The organism is Paraburkholderia humisilvae, from assembly GCF_902859855.1.
In the GTDB taxonomy this organism is placed as follows: domain Bacteria; phylum Pseudomonadota; class Gammaproteobacteria; order Burkholderiales; family Burkholderiaceae; genus Paraburkholderia; species Paraburkholderia humisilvae.
This window is the reverse complement of the sequence record NZ_CADIKH010000016.1, coordinates 76,733-96,491: the sequence shown is the minus strand read 5'-3', so window position 1 is coordinate 96,491 and position 19,759 is coordinate 76,733. Positions and strand designations below refer to the sequence as shown.

Here is a 19,759-nt window from a genome sequence, read left to right as displayed (position 1 = left end):
TCAATTGCCATGGACACTGCTTCTTTTGCGAACGCCATGCGCTTGAGGGCACTCGAATTGTGCCACCTCAAGCGAACGTCTCACATCGGTGGCGCGTTTTCCGCTACCGATATTCTTGCGGTGCTCTATAACGAAGTGCTCGATATCGCACCGGCGACGGTAAAAACGCCTTCTCGCGACCGCCTGTATTACAGCAAGGGGCATGCGTGCACGGCGCTATACGCCGCGTTGGAATTGCGCGGCTTCTTCGAGCACCGCGAACTGTCCGAAGGCTTTGCGACGGATGGAAGCTATTTCACCTCACACGTAAATCATCGCGTGCCGGGTATCGAGCTTTCCACCGGAAGTCTTGGTCATGCGCTCGGCGTGTCATGCGGCACCGCCCTCGCTGGCCTTCGACGAAAAATGCCGTACACGGTCTTCACCGTCCTGAGCGATGGCGAACTGGACGAAGGCTCCAACTGGGAGGCGATCCTGTTCGCGGCGCATCAGAAACTCGATAATCTTGTTGCAATCGTTGATTACAACAAGATCCAGAGCTTTGGATCGGTAGCCGAGGTGATGAACCTCGAGCCGCTCGCCGACAAATTTCGCGCATTCAACTGGACCGTGCATGACGTGGACGGCCACGATATCGAGGTTCTCTCCAAAACTCTGCGCGCGGCCAAAGCCGACCGCTCGGGTAAGCCCAAGTGCGTGATCGCGCATACCGTCAAGGGCAAGGGTGTGAGCTTCATGGAGCAGGAACTCCTCTGGCACTACCGGTCGCCGAACGAGGACGACTACAAGAACGCTCGTATCGAACTGGGGGCGAAGTAATGCGTAATACGTTCATCAATACCTTATGCTCCCTGGCAGCCACGCACGAAGACGTGTTTCTGCTCTGCGGTGATCTCGGATACTCGGTACTTGAGCCGTTCGCCAAAGCGTATCCCGACCGTTTTCTTAACGTTGGGGTGTCTGAGCAAAACATGACACAAGTCGCCGCGGGGTTGGCTCGCGAAGGATACAACGTCTTCACTTACTCCATCGGCAACTTTCCGACGCTTCGTTGCATGGAACAGATTCGATACGACGTCTGTTACCACGAGGCCAGCGTGAAGGTCGTGGCAGTCGGCGCTGGCTATGCGTACGGGCCGCAAGGCGTGTCGCATCACACGACCGAGGACATCGCGATGCTTCGTGCAATTCCGAACATGACGGTTTGCGCCCCTGCTGATCCGATCGAAGCCCGCGCGGCGGCAGAGTTCATGGTGCGCCATCGCGGGCCTGGATACGTCCGGATCAACAAATCGGGAGAGCCGGCCGTGCATCCCGCAGGTGCACCTCTCAAGCTTACGCCGGGAGAGATTATTCCGGTTCGCGCTGGACGTGGCGCTGCTGTGCTCGTGACCGGCGCGATGTTGGGCAGCGTCGTGAATGAGGTACGCGATAGCGGGCGCGACTATGCCATCTACAGTGTACCGTTCATCGGGAAGTATTCGCAGAGTGCTATGGTCGCACTTGCTCAGTCGTTCGATACCGTGATCACCGTCGAAGAACATCAGTTGAACGGTGGGTTCGGTGGCTCAATTGTTGAAGCGCTGAGTGATTTGTATTGTGCGGGCGGTATCGCGCGCATGCCCAAAGTGCGCCGCATTGCCATCCCGAATCGATTCATCGGCGTGTCGGGCAGCCAGGAGTACCTGCGTGCTCAAGCTCAGCTCACGCTCAAAGTTCTTGACCCGCAATGACTGCCGCGCGCGCGCTGCCCAACCGGCTGTGGTCGCTTGTAAAAGCGGTGGTACGCGGCGAGGTGCGGTTTTTCAACTATCTGCTGGTTGGTGGCCTGAATACGCTGTTCGGATACGGAGTATTCACGCTATTGATTTACTTGGGTTGCCACTACAGTGTGGCGATCGCGGGCTCAACGATACTCGGGACCCTGTTCAATTTTAAGAGTACCGGCGCGCTCGTCTTCAAGTCCCACGACAACTCAAAGATTGTGCGATTTCTGCTGGTCTACGGCGTTGTCTATTGCGTGAACGTGCTAGGCGTCGGCATGCTGATCCGGCTAGGCTTGAACGCCTACTACAGCGGCATGATCATGATCCTGCCGCTCGCGATACTGGCCTATCGTTTGAATAGCCAATTTGTGTTCAAGACATGAAAAAAATCAGTGTTGTGACACCGCTGTTTAACGAGCAAAGCAATGTCGTCGAGCTTTGCCAGCGAGTGGCCGAAGTGATGAAGTCGATGCCCTACGACTATGAGCATCTGTGTATCGACAATTGTTCATCGGATGACACCGTGTCAATCCTGCGCAACATTGCCGCATCGGATCCCCATGTGAAAGTGATCGTCAATGCCAGGAATTTTGGGTACATCCGATCCTCGTTTCACGCTTTGCTGCAGGCAGATGGTGACGCTGTGGTGTTGATCGCGTCGGACCTGCAGGATCCTCCGGAAATGATCCGTGAGTTCGTGCAGAAGTGGGAAGAAGGCTTCAAGACAGTCATGGCCGTCAAGCCGGTTAGTGAAGAATCGAAGATCATGTTCCGGCTACGCAAGTTCTACTACAAGATCGTCACGCGGATTTCCGAGGTGCCGTTGGTGCAGAATGCCACGGGGTCGGGGTTGTTTGACCGTGCAGTGTTGAACGTGTTGCGATCGATTCAGGATCCGTATCCGTACTTCCGCGGGCTTGTCTGTGAAGTCGGGTTTCCGATCGCGACTGTTCCGTTCAAGCAACCGCGCCGGGTACGCGGGGTTAGTAGCCAGAATTTTTATTCGCTGTATGACATGGCGATGCTTGGTATTACCAAGCACTCGAAGGTCCCGCTTCGATTGATGACGATTTCGGGATTTTTGTTAGCGTTCGTCAGTTTGCTTATCGCCTTTGGTTATCTGATGGCAAAGCTACTGTTCTGGAATGCGTTCGTTCTTGGAACGGCACCTGTCCTAATCGGGATATTCTTTTTCGGTGCACTGCAGATGATGTTTCTTGGGCTGCTCGGCGAGTATATCGGGGCCATCCAGACGCAAGTGCGCAATTTACCGCTAGTTGTTGAGGCGGAACGGATTAATTTTTGAGCAATTATAAGGGATGCCAATTCCGTCACGCGTCGCTAAGCTCCATCGCCCAAAGTATGGTTACCGATCTTATGTGGTCAACGCACGATTCAATGTGGGAGAGTAGTCGGCGGCCAAAATCCGTGCCGTCTATTTATGGCATCCTCGTTTCGGAAAAATACGGAATGATCATCGCAATCGGCAAATCTCAGTTGTTTTCATTTCGCCGCCGCCTGTCTAAATGAGACTTGAGTCCAAGAACAGCCTTCTAATATGACAAACAAGCAATCAAGCCTTTTGCCGGTAGCCGTCACCGCTTGCGCTTTCCTGTTCTTGTTGTTTAGGTATGGCCCGTTCTTCCAGAACGGTAGTCCTGACTACATCCTCCATTTCACATTGGTGGATGAAATCATGCACTGGGGCAAAGTCCCTGCTGACGCGGCTGATCGTATCAGTGTGATGGCATTCTATCCCCCCGTTGCTCATTGGATGGCCGCCCTCATTGGGTGGGTAAGCGGATCGGGACTAATCGGTATGAGTATGGTTTCGATCGCGGCGGCTTTTTTGAGCTATCTTCTAGCTCTTCGCATCACCGCCGATACGCCAATCAAACTGGTGCTTTTCCTTGGTGCCTTCCTGGTACTCTCAAAAAGCTTGTCCCTTGTAGGATGGGAAATCGTCTCGAACTTCTTCTACCCTCAGCTCGTTGGCGATGCGTTTTACTTCTTCGTTTTATGGTCTCTGACCAAAACGAATCGGTTAGCCTACCGATCGGCAATTTTCATCGTGGCCGGTGGTGTCACCATGTGGCTTCAACCACTCAGCGCGATTCAGATTATCGGTGCTGGTTGCATTTTGCTTGCGCTGGAAGGAATTCGACTTTGGCGTGACCAGCGCGCGTTCCCCTCTCGTTACGCTGTAAGTGCCCTAGTCGCGGTAATCGTAGCCGGCGTCGTGTTCTTCGTGCATCCAGAGTTGAAGATAATGCGACAAATCTCCACCAATAACGGCGCTCTGGAATTTCGCTACAAACACATCATGCTGGTGGCTGCATTTTGCGGAGCGATCTGCACAGCCAATGCCGTTCGCTACGTTTTTCGCGACGGTAATATGACAGATCTTGTTATAAGTGCTGCCGGTATTGCCGCATATTTTCTCGCATTGACTCAGTTTATGGCGTGGACGTTTCTCGAAGACGGCTCACCGTATGCAATCAAGAAACATATGTTCATCGTCGTAACCGTAGGGATGATGAACTGCGTCCGACTGGTAGGAGACGTCGTCGATAGATCCAAGGGCCGCGGCCAAATGTTGGCCGAATGTGCAACACCATTGGTGGCGGCATATATGGCTTCCCGTGTCCTGTGTGGTTTCACCGAACCACTCGCTCCTACGATTCGAGCGCTCGATTATGCGAGACAAATCGCAACCTATCAGTTTCCACAAATCACTTCGGATAACACGGTCGCATCGGATGTTTCTTTGCCGTTACTATCGAACGCCCTCATCTCGCGAATCGCGTTCAATCATCCGTTGAACACTGAATGGTGGTACGGAATGAAAATAACGGACGGCGTCAAGTACGCGATGATTCGCCGTACATCTTCGTCCGATGTAGCGTGCACGAAACCCCACGCCATAACTGACAAGTACGCCGTCGTTGACACGTCATGCTTAATTTCGTACATGCCTAATTCTTCTCTCAACTTTTCGTCCACAGGAAACGGGAGAATATATCAAGGCCGAGGTTGGAGTACCCCCGAACCTTGGGGTACGTGGTCCCTCGCTAACCTTGGTGGTGAAATTCATCTAACTCTTCCGAATCTTGCGCATGAACCACTCCTTCTCGAGGTCGATGGCATGGCCTACATCACACCTCGTCACGACCAGCAGACCATAATTGTTGAAATTAACGGAACCGAAGTCGCGAAATGGAATTTTAACAAGCAATCACCCGGAGGCTTGCGAACTGCCTCCTTTTCATCAGACATCCTCAAAGGAGATGCGATGAACATTGTATTCAAGGCTCCTGGCGCCGTCTCGCCCGCTCAGGATGGTGGTCCGAATGATCAGCGTGTACTTGGTTTCGGCCTAAAAGCGCTTGTTGTACGTTCCGCTTCGTAACGACAGGCGCGTCAGACGGCACCTGACGAAACGCGGTGAATTTATCTCAGGAACAGAAAATGACGCCGTCCCGGACAGGTTCATAAGCGGTCGCTGTAAAAGAACATTCAGGTTGAAAGGCTTACCACCGTCATTATGGCGATTGTTAAATATGAAGGTCGGACCAGTGGTGCCCCGATGAGAATGTTAAGCAGGGGTAACCCTCTTAGATTCAGATACAATCGTGTGCGAAGCAGAAACACTAAAGTCCGTCATGCTACCGAACGACAAACGTCTTTATGAACTCGACAGCCTACGCGGCCTTGCTGCCGTCGGCATTGTCTGTTGGCATTATACCAACATGTGGCATACCACACCGCTAGCGGGAATTTTTGCGCCGTTCTACACATATGGATTACTGCTAGTAGACTTTTTCTTTGTTTTGTCAGGATTCGTACTGGCGCGCGCATACTGGAACGATCACCGCCGTGAGTCGACGGCACGGAACATCATTGAACGTATTGCGAGAATTTACCCACTACATTTTGTTACGCTTATTTCTGTCATTCCAATACAGTTCGCATTGCAACATAGAATAGGTCCTCTTGATTATCTATTCAAGTATAATAACGCCTACCATTTTACTCTGAATGTCTTTCTGCTCAATAATTCCGGATTGGAGCAGGGATTTTCATTTAACACTCCGGCATGGTCAATCTCGACCGAAATGCTTGTCAACCTTTTCTTTCTTCTTGCGATCACGTTTCGCCGGAGAACAGCCATCATCTTTATGGTGTCTGCATGGGTGCTTTCAGCATATGCAATCGCGAAACACGGATTAATTACAAATTACTTTACGTTTGGTATTAATCCAGGCATTCATCGGACAGTTGCGGGTTTCTTTATAGGAGTTGCCCTCTATAATGCTATGCACTCAGCGATTGACACGCCACGCACTCACGCAAGAATTCATGATGTCATTTGCATCACTGCCATACTCGCGGTATTGGTATTCATGGCGCATCGGTCCGCCACGAGCATTACCGACGCGGCCGTATCGTTCATCCTTTTTCCGACAATCATTGCATCTGCGATACGCGGCGGCATCATCAGACGCGTACTGAGAACTCCCATGCTTGTGTATCTCGGAGAAATTTCCTACTCAATCTATTTGACACACTTTGTATTGCTGGTAGCAACTCTGTTACTGGCGTCGTTCATCACGACTCCTTTGCCGTACAACGTAGGTATATTTCTAATTGGATTCTTGGCACTGACTGTGTTTTTTTCAGCGCTGGCTCACCGCTTTATTGAAATTCCGGGAAAGCGCTTCGTAATGCGGATATCCACCGCACGCAATCTCGTATCTGAGGTGAGGGACGCCAGTTGATATATGCGTGAACTTAAAGACAGTTATGCCGACGCACAGTCAAAGGTTCGCCAGGAAACCCTTAATCAGACGATCCGAAAAACATTGACTACGTTCGCAAAACGGACAACGAGACATCTGCTAGCGGGTCCATTTTGGTTATGGGCGTGCGTACCAGCATTATTACTTATTGCATTTCTTTGGTATCCGTTCGGATTCACACTAGGTGCCATGATCGAGGAATGGGACTTCCTTTATACAATGAACCAGGCGGCCGGTGCTTGGAATTCATTTCCAGGCGCCGCTTTGTCTGACTTATTCGCGGCGAGACCATTACAATTGACGCCCTATGCAATAGGAAGATTCATCGATCATCATTCGTTTATCGGATTCCACCTGATATTAATACTTTCATGCTTTATTCGCGTAATATCCGGTGCCTCGATAGGTTACTTCCTGCTTCGCAATCGCGCATATGCGTTGGCAATCGGCTTGCTGTTTCTCGTGTTTCCGGCCGATACTCAACAGATGACGTTTCGCACGATGAGTATTTGCCTCGCTGTCGGGTTGGCCAGTTCCGGCGCTGCGTTGTCGCTGCGTGGCGTTGTCGCAAGAGGGCGTCGTCAACGCATAGTTGCTGTATTAGTCGGTAGTCTTGCGTCATGCCTCGCAGCACTGATGTACGAGGGTGTAATTGCATTGTATGTAATGCCCATTCTCCTACTCGCGGGTCGATACGGCATCAAGTGCTGCATTCGCATTATTCATCGCAGATCGATCGAATGTATTCTTTGGCTTATTGCCCCGGCGATCAACGTCCTCTATCTCGCTTGGGCAATGCTAGTCGCGAAGAGCGCATACCAACTCGCCCTATCGCAACATGGAATACTTCAATCGATTATCGAAAATCGTCAATATCTTTTCAAAACACTTGCATACCGGGCCTTCTTCGAAGCTTGGCGTGACACGATTGAGATCTGGCTTTTCCGAGTAGCACATTATGGATATTTATTGGTTCTCGCCGCCGCCGTCATCGCTATACTCTACATCGTACCGCGACGAAATGTACCCCGTGGTATAGGCGGCGGCCGCGCAGCGCGTCTTATTCTCGCTGGACTAATGATGGCCATCGCTGCGTTCATGCCGTATATGGTCTCGACTGGCTATATGCTAATTACACAACGCACGTTTATAAGCGTCGCCCCCGGTGCGTCGGTCGCGATCATCGTCTTTATCGCATTCGTTGCCGGCCGCTTCGAGCGAATTGGTGTGTTACTCACGGGGGTAATCGTATATATCGGATTTGTCGCCCAGCTCTACCAATTTGACGTATATACGCGATCGTACGTGACATACACCAGGCCTTACATGTCGATGATAGTAGATCGTGTCGACGACACGAAGCCTGTTCATCTGGTAAATGATGACAGCGGCGTTGCAGGCTATTACAGTGGCATGTATATTACCAAGGTTCGCGCTGGTCCAGCAGATAGATTGCAGAACACGGACGGCTTTTTCGAGTTATGCATGGACGCCCCCCCAACGACTGAATTGTTTTTTGCCACATGCAAACTCAAGGCCGGAGTGTGGTATATGACAGGACTTACAAAGAATAAGCCTCCCGTCTCGGCACAGGAGGTGCAGGTTATTCGTATCGGTCGAAACTTCGATTCACACTATATGTCGAGAAATTCTACGTGGAATGATCGCGCGAGCTTCACACCAAGAGACTCCCTGTTCAAACCCGATGCGAACAACTTAGCGTCGTACAAGTGCGACGCTGATTCGGACTGGGGATACTCGGGCTTTTGCCGGGGAGTCGGTTGGTCGAATGGAAGGTACCGAGAGGACGTTCGGAAAAGCTATTTTTTGGCAGTCAATGCGAATCCGAATTTTCTTTTCGACTTAGATCCGATCGACGAACGCTACACTCTTTCGATAAAAACGCTTGGCATGTCAGAGTATGTCAAGTCAAACCTTTTCATAGAAGTTAATGGAAACAGATTATCTAGCGTAGTCATCTTCGCGTCGCAAATTACCGCATTTGTGCCTCGCTCAATACTAAATCATGGGCTAAACACTATTACACTGCATCGAGCCAAAGCCGAAGGCGAATCAGTGGATTTGCCAATTAATCAGATCTCGCTGTTACCCGTGAATTCACAGTCCACGCCTCATTGACGCGCAAGGTTTTCAAAACGAATCGGCCGAAAGTGAGACTACAGCAAAACGGTTCCACCGAATGGTAATCCCCCCGCTTTTAACGCAAGACAGAAGTAGAGACTATGCTGCGGCCGCGAGCCGCTGTTTCGGCGTCACGCCGCCAAGGCCCATGTTGGGGCACTCGTGATTGTATTGCCACATCCATTCGGTCGCGAAGTCCTGCACATGTGCAAGATCATCCCAGTAGTACTGCGACAGCCATTCATATCGCACCGTCCGGTTGAATCGCTCCACGTACGCGTTCTGCTGCGGCCTGCCCGGCTGGATGTAGTTCAGCGCGATACCGTTCGTCATTGCCCATTGCGTGATCGCTTCACTGAGATACTCCGGGCCGTTATCGCACCGTATCGCCATCGGCTTTCCACGCCAGCCGATGATCTGATCCAGAGCCCGTATGACGCGCGCCGAGGGTAGCGAGAAGTCAATCTCGATGCCCAGCGCTTCGCGGTTGAAATCGTCGATCACGTTGAGCAGCCGGATACTGCGACCGTCCTTTAACTGGTCGTGCATGAAGTCCATCGACCACACCGCATTCACTGACACCGGCACCACCAGTGGCTGCGGCGCCTGCCGTACAAGCCGCTTGCGAGGCCTGATGCGCAGGTTCAGCTCGAGCTCCCGGTAAATCCGGTACACACGCTTGTGGTTCCAACCGAAGCCCTTTACGTTGCGCAGGTACAGGAAACACAGGCCGAAGCCCCAGTTGCGGTGATTGTCGGTCAGCTTCAGCAGCCAGTCGGCGATCTGCTCATTCTCTTCATTTCGCAACCGCTCATAGCGGTAGCACGTCTGGCTGATGCCGAATGCCTCGCACGCAAGCCGGATCGATATGCCCCGGCGTGCTACTGCGTCTCTGGCCATCTCGCGGCGGGTAGATGGCCTCAGTCTTTTTTTGCCAGCGCCTCCGCGACGATTTCGGCCTTGATCTTCTCTTCGACGTACATCTTGCGCAGCCGCGCGTTCTCCGCCTCGAGCTCCTTCATGCGAGCCATCAGCGACACGTCCATGCCGCCGTACTTGCCGCGCCAGTTGTAGAAGGTCGCCGTGCTGATGCCCAACTCGCGGCAGATCTCCGGTACGGCGACGCCCGACTCCGCTCGCTTGAGCGCATCCATGATCTGGCTGTCTGTGAACTTCGACTTCTTCATTGCGTAGAACTCCCTTTGCTGGAAATTCTACTTCTGATCTCGCTTACTGGACGGGCGGATTACCCAGGCACGTGGTGCAAAACCGTAATGCTGTGCAAACGCGACCAGCTTCGCGTTGTAGACGATGTGCTTCTCTACCTCACCGAGCACAGCGGTCTTCATCCGGTCGTAAAGAATCTCTCGCGGCACGCCGCCCAGGTGCCCGAACGCTTCCATGTGACAGCGCAGCACCGTCTGCAGGTCCTGATGCTCGACGAAGCGGCCCCACAGGTAACGGCTGTGCCCCAGCACGATCGAGAACAGCCAGATCGAGCGGCGCTGGCCCGGGACGTCATCGAATTCAACATTGAAGTGCGCGAAGTCCACCTGGGCCTGGTGACCGGCAGGTGTCTCGAAGCGGACCTCGAAGCCGCGTTGTCGTGGCGGCCGCACTTCGCGAACCAGGTCGCCCAGCGCCGTGCGACCGCCCACATAACCCATCGCCCGAACCTCCCGTAGCAGACGCTCAACGCTCAAATCGGGAAACTCACGCACGCGTTCGGTCACGTAACTGGCGAAATGGTCCACTACACACGGCCGCGGCGCACGCGGACCATAACGCGGCACCTGTACGCCGTTCCTGATGTATTTGCGAACCGTCTTGCGATCCATACCGAGTCGAGCGGCGATGGCCGAGATACTCAGCCCCTGCCGGTGCAATTCCAGAATCGTCATCACTTCTCCCAGCTCGACCACCGATACCCCCGCGACGGACTCGAAGGGCGATATGGTCGGTGATCGACAGGACGGCGCCGCTAGCGCGGCGCCGTCAGATAAAAAACTGGGGAAAATTACTTCGACGAAAGTGGGGAGTATCTATCCGACGCTGACACCACCTCGGCAATCGGCGTCTTATCCGCCTCCCGCAGGATCGTGACCATCTGCTCTTCGGTAAACCGGCTCTTCTTCATGACTTCCTTTTCTCCGTTGGAAGCCATTCTCTCAAGTTTCAGCTGGTCCGAAAATTCCGGGGCAGGTCACGGGCGCTTACATTCATGTACGCACAACAGCAGCATGGTGGTGGTTGTTTTCCGTTCAAGGAGGCACTACGCACGTTGCTGCGATTTCGGTGCGATACAACACGCCATGTGGCTATCATCGCGCTCACTCTAGTCTTGGGACCTTTTTCCGGTCAAGAGATCTTCCAATCTTCGTAGTGCCTTTGACACGTCTTCCCAAAATACCTGTTGCTTTGAAGGATTTGGTAAAATCTGGTCAATGCACTAGACCGTGCGCTGCTCGCGCAACGGTTTGTTGCAAGAAAGGCACACACTACCTTGTTGACATGTCTGTTATCGGAGCGACCACATGGTACTTAAGCAGTTTACGCCGTTTCGCCAACTGAACCATGCGTACTCCGCCCTTTTGAATATCAATCAAACGCTCTCGGAAGTCCTTCGCCAAAAAAACATGGCGTCGCAAACGTCGCCACCGTCAATCTCACCGCCACAAACGGCAGACGGAGAAATTGAATCCCTGCGCCAGCAGATCAAGGCTTTGGAAGAATCCATCGATAACCGAATTTCCACCGCGTTGCGTGAACACCTCTATTTGCCGCTGCCATCGCACTGGTCAGCTGATAAGCCCTTCATGCCATACTCGACTTGCAGCGCTGCGGATTTTTTGCACCCTCGATATGCCGAAATCTGCGGAGTTTTGGACCACGGACTTCAGTTTCATCGAAAGCTTTGGGAATGGATTTTCGTGTATCACCATCTCAAATGTGCGGGGGTGCTTATAGAGGGGAGTCGTGGAATAGGATTTGGTGTCGGTCAAGAACGCCTACCCGCCGTGTTCGCGAGTCATGGTACGACCGTGCTTGCAACAGATGCCCCACCAGAAATTGGGGCGTCGAGCGGTTGGACCGCGACAGGGCAGCATAGCGACAACCTTTCTCAACTGAAATACCCCGCGATCGTTTCAGACGCCATCTTCGCCGCGAATGTAAAGCATCGCTTCTGCGACATGAATGCCATCCCGGACGATTTGGCGGACTTTGACTTCACTTGGTCCTGCTGCAGCTTCGAGCATTTGGGCTCCCTCGAAGCGGGACTGGAGTTTGTGATCAACAGCGTCGAAAAGACATTGAAGCGCGGAGGTGTTGCCGTTCATACAACTGAGTTCAATTTGTCATCTAACGACGACACGATCGACGAAGGTCACACGGTTCTCTACCGCCGCAAAGACATGGAGAACCTTGTCTCACGCCTGCGAGATGCAGGCCACGACGTGCAACCGTTCATCGTCGCGCCGGATTCACACTTCCTCGATTTCCATGTTGACCTTCCTCCGTACGCAGACGCACCTCATCTAAAGATCAAATTTGGACGACACGTGACCACATCAGCGGGAATCGTTGTACGCAAAAAAGCATGACACCGTTTTCGCGGCGCGGGCGCTCCTATCTCCACCATGGGATCAGGAGCGTACATTTTCTAACCATGCCCCGCTAACATGTGCTAATGGTCTCCTATTTTAGTCCGTCTCCGACGGATCGTAAGAGCGGTAAAGCCATTCGGGCTTTTTGCCTCCGTCAACGCCATTCTTTTTTGCTCTGATGAAAATGTATTGGCCGAGGTCGTGCTTACGATACTCAATCAGATTCGCGAAGGCCGACGTGTTTAGGTGGGCGTCTGTGTTGTTGTAATGGACGTCAGACGAAAATATCTCCTCCACCTCAAAGCCCAAGTAGTTCAGTAAAGTGTACAGTTCGTGTTTGTTGTATTCTCGGTTGTGGCGACCATATGGACCGAACGCGCTGTATGCATCATTCACGTTTGTGCCCACAATCATGCGTGCGACATTCTCAATCCGACTTACGTTCGGCGTCGTGAGTACCAGTGTCCCGTTATCGCGGAGAACCCGTCTTATTTCTCTCAACACGCGACACGGGTCGTTTAGAAGGTGCTCGATGATCTCGCAAAACAAAACCACATCGAGCGAGCCCGATTCGAATGGGAACTCGTCTTCTTCGATGTTGAAATGTGAAAATTTGAATTCTACGTCTTGCTTAACTTCAGGATTACGGAACTGTCTGAAAAATACTCGTTGCGATGCCGTCCTATTCGCGAAGTTTGGGCCAAAGTAGTTTGCCAGCCTCCATTCGACGGTTGTGAAATGACTCACCAACATCGTAGTGAAATACGGGTTAGCGCCGAGTTCAAGCCCGACGATCGGCTTGGTCGCCCCCGAAACCGCCCGCCGAACGAGCCCAAATGTGTGGACAAATCGCTCGAAGTCCTGAATGCAGTAACTTGATATCGACTCCGGAGCGTCCTCAACACGCACGCTCGTTAGCCAGTCGAACAGTTCTTCTCGTTGCACCCCTTCTGGCAGCGGCAATGGTACGCGCAACGGGAAAGAGTCGAGCGAATACGTTGAACTGTCTGGCGTGACACGCCCGCTCAATGTCTCATGTGAACTATCCCCCTTGCGTCGCTTCAGAAACATATCTCCCTCCCTAAAAAACATTGTTTAGATCGAATACACCGCACAATCGGTGAACAAATTCGTTGTCGTTCTTTGATGTTACGCGCCGACTTCCAACGGAGCCCACTTCTGATACCAATTGCCGGCCAGCACCACATTCTTGATCTGTTCCGCACTTTCAGCCCATGTTAGCCAATGCATGCCTGACGAAACTGGCGCTCGGCCTATAGCATTCAACTCAAGCCACTCCCGAAGTGCATTTGCCAAGACTGCGGCTGAGTCCCCTTCGAAATAAAACGCGTGATCAGCTGCGACTTCCCGAAAAACCGGAAGGTCGCGCGTGATGATGGGAAGTCCCTTCTGTGCGGCCTCGATAAGCGGTAGTCCAAATCCTTCACCATTGGATGCTGTCAGCAGGCAACTTACGGCTCCGTAAACATGGTCAAGATATTCGTCACTAACTCCTTGCAACCAGAATAAACGCCTGCCACTTTCCGGATGTTGCTCCAGCACCTTCGCAAAGGAATCCACCCGCCACCCTGCTTTTCCAACTATCGCAAGGTTGACTTCCACGCCCGAAGCCCACAGCCTTTCAAAAGCAGCGACAGCTTGAATGTGCCCTTTGCGAGGCTCTACCGTGCCCACCATCAGGACCGTGGGTTTGGAGCGCAGTTTTTGCAGCGTTGACTCCGCGTCGAGAGGCATCCCTTTCGAGGGCTGACTGCTTTCGATATCCGCACCCAAGTGAAAGAACCCCAAGTTCAAGTGTTGCAGACGTTCGATGGCGTTAGTATCAATCCAGACCCGCAGGTCATCGGTAACTGCCCGCGAAATTCCGATCAGCCCGTCAGAAACTTTGGATATCGTCTTTAGCCATGGCGGAAAACATGACGCTATGACTTCGGGAAACCAATCGGGGTGTTTAACGGGGAGCAGATCGTAGACCACAAAATAAATCTTCAACCCGCGACGCCGTTGATTGGCAAACCATTGCTCGGCCAGAGGTACACAGTCTGCAACAAGATCGAGACCGAGGAATATATCGCCTTGCTGACTATCCAGCCACTCGTCGGAGTCGTCCGCCGCCGCCGAACCCACACCAATCGTTCGCCAAAACTCATTGGCATAGCGATACGCCATGACACTACGGTCCAACCTGGCAGGGCGCACATGCCAACCGGCCGGTGGAGATTCGAGCAATTGCAGCAAGATAGAACGTGTGACCCGCTGAATGCCCGATTTCGCATCATGTTCGCACAAAACCGAGACATCTATGAACAGTTGCGGAACGCGCCCAGAGCGCTGATTCGCTGCAATTGCATTCGCAGTCGACATTAAATCTGTCTCACCCGACGCCAAGCCGATCGATCTTAGGGACTTGATCAGATGGTTGTAACGAATATCCGCTGCTGACTCTCGCTTGCTTTCAATCATGATCCTAGGTGCGCGCAACTCCCCCAGAGGCACTTCTTTGGCTGCACAACGAGTTTCATATGCTCGCTCAAATGCACTCAGTGCACGTTGCCCAGTTGCGTCCCAAGAAAATTTGCGTGCACGCTCGATCGCATCGCCACGCAAGGACCGCCAAAATGAATCGTCAGCCAGAGCGCGCTGCATTACGGCCGCCATTTGGGCGGTGTCGAGTGGATCGAATAGCGAATCCTGTCTACAAATTACCTCGGGAATGCTCGTGGTCGCGGAACCGACTACTGCGGCCCCGCATGCCATCGCCTCGAGCGCCGGCAAACCAAACCCTTCGTGCAGTGAAGGAAACACGAATAGGTGACATAGGTTGTAGAGAGCAATCAGGTCCCGATCAGTTACGTACGGCGCTAGAATTAATTCGTCTAAGGCCATTCCACAGGAGCTGGCCAAACGGCGTAGTCGCAACGAATTCGACTCCGTAGCCTGACACACCATCAAAAGCTGGTATTGCTGCCGCAAGTTCTGGGGCAGCCTTGAGTAGGCGACGATCAGACCTTCAAGATTTTTGCGAGGCTCAACGATACCTGTAGTCATCACGAAGGGTCGACTAATGCCAAAGCGTTCAAGAATCTCCAACCGCTCTCCTTCAGAGAATTTGATCGTCTTGAATGCGTCTGATACCGCGGATGAAATATTGGTAATCCGTTCGCACGGAATGTTTAGTTCCTGCGCAGCTTCCTGGCCGCAATAGGCCGAGATGCCAAGAAGAATGTCTGCTCGTTTCAGCGCCTCAATCTTTCCCAAATAGTGCCGTCTGAAGCCTGCATCCGTCAGGTACTTATCGGGATTCAGATATGGAATCAGATCGTATAGCGTTACAGCAGTGAGTATCTCCGGATACACTGTTTTGATCGACGTGACCGAATTGTCTACGTAGCCCTCGAACAAAGAGCTTATATGAACTACATCCGGCTGTAGCTCTGCTAGCGCGTATTCCCGAATCATCTCTGCGGCTCGCGTCCGCCAATCGTCAATTCCGCGGAACAGAGTCAACTTAGGCAGCGAAAAGACAACAATCCGATCTGCGGGCAGTAAGTCCGAGAACGCATACCGAATCGTATCGACCGAGTCAGGAAAAAGGTCGTTAAGTGCGATCCATACTTCATGTTCCCGCGCGTTGCGCGTGATAGCCCTCGCCAGCGCCATGCTATACCGTCCAATCCCGCGCAGCCTGCTGACAGACTGGCAACCCTGCAAATCCAGAACTATGCGCATAGTGTCTTGAAGTATGGTGGTCGATTATTCGTCGTCAGTTTTTTTCGATTGAATGAGGTCCAGGTAGACGGCTCTTCCCTGCTCTGTCAATTGGTCGACTGACTCAATATCGTCAACCGCAGACTTTGCCACCGCACCGAATACCGCGTCCTGGCCGGCAGCACGAATCAGTCGTGCACGGAGCTTAGGATGCCGAGCAATAATGCTTGCAACGCGCTCCTTCAACGCCGGATGCGCCCGCAAATAGGCTGCACTATAGACCAGTACCGGCCGCGCGACACGCTTGAGTCCGGTCCGCGAAAAACCAATCGCCTTAAGCCCGTTAACGCCCGCTCGAATCGGCCGAGTTGCACGCCAGATCGTGCTGCTAGTCAGTGCCTGGACCTGCTGCTGCGCGTGGATAGCAGTCTCCTCTGCCGCCGCCGCGCGCGCCTGCGCCTCCGCGAGGCCTGTCGCAATCCGCTTCGCCACACTCGCTTCGACGCTCGCCTTCATTTCCAGCGATATCTGCTCCGTCCGGCGTGCAGCCTCTTCGGCATGCGAAGCCTTCTCCCTCCAGAGCACAGCTTCCTTCTCAGCTTCAACAACTCTTTCTATCAACGCATTCACGTCTTCCTCCTCGTCCTTCGAGACTGACAGTGGAGAAGCGCTCACGAGTGACTCAGCGATCCTGATCAACTCAGCATCCTGATTCTTGAATGCAATGACCGCATAGTCCGGCGCCTGCATCAAATTCTGATCTAGTGCGGACACGACTTTGTTGATAACTGTTGCACCCAGCAATTCACCGGGCATAAGCTGCAAGCTGTTGTCGATTTCGCCTCTGTTTACCGGCACAACTATGGCACGCGCGAAGCCTGAATACTCCGCGGCAAACGCCAGCAAAATCGACGGAATGGGTCTTTCGTGCGTCGGGTCGAGGTAAAACGTACACGCTCCCACAACCAGATTTGCCGGATTCGGCGTCTCTAGCAATATCGCGCCGCCATCGTCGACAACCCGGTAAGCCTCTTTCAAAAATGCCAGCAGCTGATTAAACCCAAGATGCTCTACGACATGAAAGGCGCTGAGCAAAGCATAGGACCCATCGGCCTGTGTCTTCAAGTGCTGCATGGCGTCGGCTTTGAATACCGACAGTCCCATCTCGACGCCGGCCTTCACGAAATCCTCGTTCAGGTCAAGCCCCTCGGCCGGAACGCCCCGTTCCGCCATCAACTCCAACCATTCACCTCGGCCGCAACCAACATCCAGCATTTTTTTCTGTACACGCGGCGCAAGTGCCTCTACAAACGGCAAATAGACACTTTGCCGTCTTTTTATGACATCCCGACTACCACGAAAGCGGTCTTCGAGCGCGCGATAAAAATCATCCGTAACCATAGCGTTCCCTGCCTTTCTGTCTTTAGTAACGTTCGGCGTTGAACTCCGGCTCGAGCCAGGCACAACCGACGAACTTTTTTCTAGACATGTTTACTACCTGGAAGACCACCGCGAGATCGCGCCACTCATAGTTCTTTCCCACATGTGACTGCCCGGCATGCAACGCTATCGCGATCGAATACGAGCCCTCACCTAGGTTCATTGGAAACGTGAACTGATATCGGATGCGATCACCAGCTCTCAGAGTGGTCGCCGATCGCTCGAGATGATGAGTATTAGTGCCGAAAATAGGCTGACCGAGCCGGTCCTTGATCATGTAACCGACCACCAACTCATCGATGTCCGCATGGACGGCAACATCAATTTCCAGCGTGGCGACGCTACCGACGTCGACGACCTCGCTAGCAATGCCCTTTGCATCCTTTAGACGAATACCAGCTACCGATGCCTCACCTGACCCTGAGACGGTCTGTGCTTTGCCTTCGCTTGTGGTCGTCAGACGTACTGACGCTGCTTCCTTGTCCGCAAGCAGTGCATTGTAAAAATCGAAAATCTCCTCAGGAGAACCTTCTTTCATCAGCCGACCAGCGTTCAAGAGAATTGCCCGGTCGCAAATCGCTTGAATCGACGACTTATCGTGAGAGACGATCAACAGCGTAGTCCCAGCCTCACGGAATGTGCGGATACGATCGAAGCTCTTGTGCTGGAAATAGGCATCACCGACCGACAACGCTTCGTCGATGATCAGTATATCGGGACGACGAAACGTAGCCACACTGAAGGCGAGGCGCATCTGCATCCCGCTGGAATACACGCGCACTGGCTGATCAATCGCATCGCCAATCTCGGCGAACGACTCGATCTCATTCATGTTCGCATTGATTTCGTCGATGGAATGACCGAGCAGTTGGCCCGCCATCACGGCGTTCTGGCGGCCGGTGAAGTCCGGATGGAACCCCATACCGAGTTCAAGCATGGCAGCGAGGCGGCCCGTCATCTCGATGGTGCCACTTGTCGGCTGCGTAGTGCCGGTGATCATCTTGAGGAGCGTGCTCTTGCCAGCTCCATTGATCCCGACAATACCGACCGCCTCCCCCTGCTTCACGTCGAAGCTCACATCCTGCAATACCCACTTCGTCTTGTGTCGGGTAATCGGTACAGGTGCAAGCCACTCCAGAAGCCGGCCAAATCGCGAGGGATACTGTTTGTACGCCTTGCTAACTTTTTGTACGGAGATACTGCCCATGTAATATTGATCCGCATATAGAGTGCATGTCCGCAAGATCGCCGACGGCACCATGACCGCCCGGCTATGGCACACTGCGTCCTCTCGCTTGCGCGGCGAAGTCAACCGCCGCGCTACTTGTCAGATCTTCTGTACAGACCGCCACCCTTCCCGCTGCGCATCGTCGCCCACAGGACAATGACGGCATCAACCATTGACCATCCAGTCGATGGTCGAACGAATATCGACCGGATGAACGTCGGGTACGATCATCTGCAACTTCTTCGGCGAACCCACGAGTATCTTCACCTCGTTTTCTCGAACGAACGCCGGGTTCACCCGAACTTCAAGATCATGGCGAGAAGCCTCGCGCACCATCTGCAGCACCTCCTGCAGCGTATGAGGCGTCCCACTGCAGACATTGACGATCTCCGATGCCGCGCTCGATTCGAGTAGAGCCCTGTAGAGACGGGCCACGGTCCGCACATCCGAGAAATCGCGCGCCACATCGAGATTGCCCAATTCGATGACGGGGCGGCGATCGACAAAGTGAGTAACGATCTTCGGAATCAGAAATCGCGCCGACTGGCCTCTGCCCGTGTAGTTAAACGGCCGGACTATCACGATCGGCAACCTGTCGAACCAGGTCCTGACCAGGCACTCCATCGCAAGCTTGCTAGCCGCGTAGTGATTCACCGGCATCGGGGTGACGCCCTCGTCGATCACACCGTCCGCGTTACCATAAACATTCGCACTGCTGGTGATAAGAATCTTGTCAGGCCGGTGACCGACATCAGCGCACGCCTGAAGCAGGTTCAACGTGCCGATCACGTTGACGTGGTACATGTCCAGCGGCACGTCGTGCGCGACGAAGCTAATCGCGGCCAGGTGAACGATGAATCGGGGACGAACCTCATCGATTACCTTCCGGCAATCCGCCAGCGACGTGATGTCGAGCTGACGCTCTCCGTCCTGCGGCGTTTCGCCGGCACAAGTCCCGACGACCTGATAGCCCGCTCGCGCCAGTTCATCGACGATATACGCCCCCGTGAATCCACGGGCACCGGTGATCAAGGCATGGTGCATGGCAAC

14 protein-coding genes and 1 pseudogene are annotated in these 19,759 nt (G+C 53.3%); 8 read left to right on the top strand and 7 right to left on the bottom strand.

What is annotated here, in order from left to right; all coding sequences use genetic code 11:
* The first annotated feature begins 9 nt into the window (after positions 1-9).
* From HV796_RS18545 to HV796_RS18515, 7 genes are all read left to right on the top strand, one after another.
* Positions 10-819 carry a transketolase gene (locus HV796_RS18545; protein WP_217477932.1) on the top strand — a complete coding sequence of 270 codons (810 nt, stop codon included), beginning with the start codon at positions 10-12 and terminating at the stop codon, positions 817-819.
* A complete protein-coding gene (locus tag HV796_RS18540; RefSeq protein WP_175227946.1) occupies positions 819-1,733 on the top strand; it encodes a transketolase family protein in 915 nt (304 codons plus the stop codon). Before HV796_RS18545 ends, HV796_RS18540 begins: the two co-directional genes overlap by 1 nt.
* A complete protein-coding gene (locus tag HV796_RS18535; protein ID WP_175227945.1) occupies positions 1,730-2,149 on the top strand; it encodes a GtrA family protein in 420 nt (139 codons plus the stop codon). Before HV796_RS18540 ends, HV796_RS18535 begins: the two co-directional genes overlap by 4 nt.
* The gene (locus HV796_RS18530) at positions 2,146-3,072 is read left to right on the top strand and encodes a glycosyltransferase family 2 protein (RefSeq protein WP_175227944.1); all 927 of its coding nucleotides are present in this window, start codon (positions 2,146-2,148) and stop codon (positions 3,070-3,072) included. The genes HV796_RS18535 and HV796_RS18530 overlap by 4 nt, the downstream gene beginning before the upstream one ends.
* 252 nt (positions 3,073-3,324) lie before the next feature.
* A complete protein-coding gene (locus tag HV796_RS18525) occupies positions 3,325-5,175 on the top strand; it encodes a hypothetical protein (RefSeq protein WP_175227943.1) in 1,851 nt (616 codons plus the stop codon).
* A 253-nt stretch (positions 5,176-5,428) separates the two neighbouring features.
* Positions 5,429-6,544 (top strand): acyltransferase family protein, encoded by a 1,116-nt coding sequence (locus HV796_RS18520; protein ID WP_175227942.1) that lies wholly within the window; start codon positions 5,429-5,431, stop codon positions 6,542-6,544.
* A gap of 3 nt (positions 6,545-6,547) precedes the next feature.
* Complete coding sequence (locus tag HV796_RS18515; RefSeq protein ID WP_175227941.1) at positions 6,548-8,704, top strand: hypothetical protein; 2,157 nt, start codon at positions 6,548-6,550, stop codon at positions 8,702-8,704.
* A gap of 102 nt (positions 8,705-8,806) precedes the next feature.
* Here the strand turns inward: HV796_RS18515 and HV796_RS18510 are convergent.
* Both HV796_RS18510 and istA read right to left on the bottom strand, forming a co-directional pair.
* A protein-coding gene (locus tag HV796_RS18510) for an IS3 family transposase (protein WP_175227940.1) occupies positions 8,807-9,894 on the bottom strand; the annotation gives its coding sequence in 2 pieces (ribosomal slippage) (positions 8,807-9,633 and positions 9,633-9,894; 1,089 coding nt in all).
* A 66-nt stretch (positions 9,895-9,960) separates the two neighbouring features.
* Positions 9,961-10,608, bottom strand: a pseudogene (gene istA, locus HV796_RS18505) (IS21 family transposase); the annotation flags it as partial.
* A 633-nt stretch (positions 10,609-11,241) separates the two neighbouring features.
* Between istA and HV796_RS44180 the strand changes: the two are divergent.
* Positions 11,242-12,309: a hypothetical protein gene (locus HV796_RS44180; RefSeq protein ID WP_246355919.1), complete on the top strand. Its 1,068-nt coding sequence runs from the start codon at positions 11,242-11,244 to the stop codon at positions 12,307-12,309.
* A 99-nt stretch (positions 12,310-12,408) separates the two neighbouring features.
* Here HV796_RS44180 and HV796_RS18495 read toward each other — a convergent pair whose 3' ends face one another.
* The 5 genes from HV796_RS18495 to HV796_RS18475 form a co-directional block, all read right to left on the bottom strand.
* Complete coding sequence (locus HV796_RS18495) at positions 12,409-13,383, bottom strand: class I SAM-dependent methyltransferase (RefSeq protein ID WP_175227939.1); 975 nt, start codon at positions 13,381-13,383, stop codon at positions 12,409-12,411.
* 78 nt (positions 13,384-13,461) lie between these two features.
* On the bottom strand, positions 13,462-15,993 hold the full coding sequence (locus tag HV796_RS18490; RefSeq protein WP_175227938.1) for a glycosyltransferase family 4 protein: 2,532 nt from the start codon (positions 15,991-15,993) through the stop codon (positions 13,462-13,464).
* 93 nt (positions 15,994-16,086) lie between these two features.
* A complete protein-coding gene (locus tag HV796_RS18485; protein ID WP_175227937.1) occupies positions 16,087-17,442 on the bottom strand; it encodes a class I SAM-dependent methyltransferase in 1,356 nt (451 codons plus the stop codon).
* Positions 17,443-17,464: 22 nt separating this feature from the next.
* Positions 17,465-18,688: an ABC transporter ATP-binding protein gene (locus HV796_RS18480; RefSeq protein ID WP_175227936.1), complete on the bottom strand. Its 1,224-nt coding sequence runs from the start codon at positions 18,686-18,688 to the stop codon at positions 17,465-17,467.
* Positions 18,689-18,874: 186 nt separating this feature from the next.
* Positions 18,875-19,753, bottom strand: coding sequence for an NAD-dependent epimerase/dehydratase family protein (locus tag HV796_RS18475; protein ID WP_175227935.1), 879 nt, complete (start codon positions 19,751-19,753; stop codon positions 18,875-18,877).
* Between the last annotated feature and the right edge of the window lie 6 nt (positions 19,754-19,759).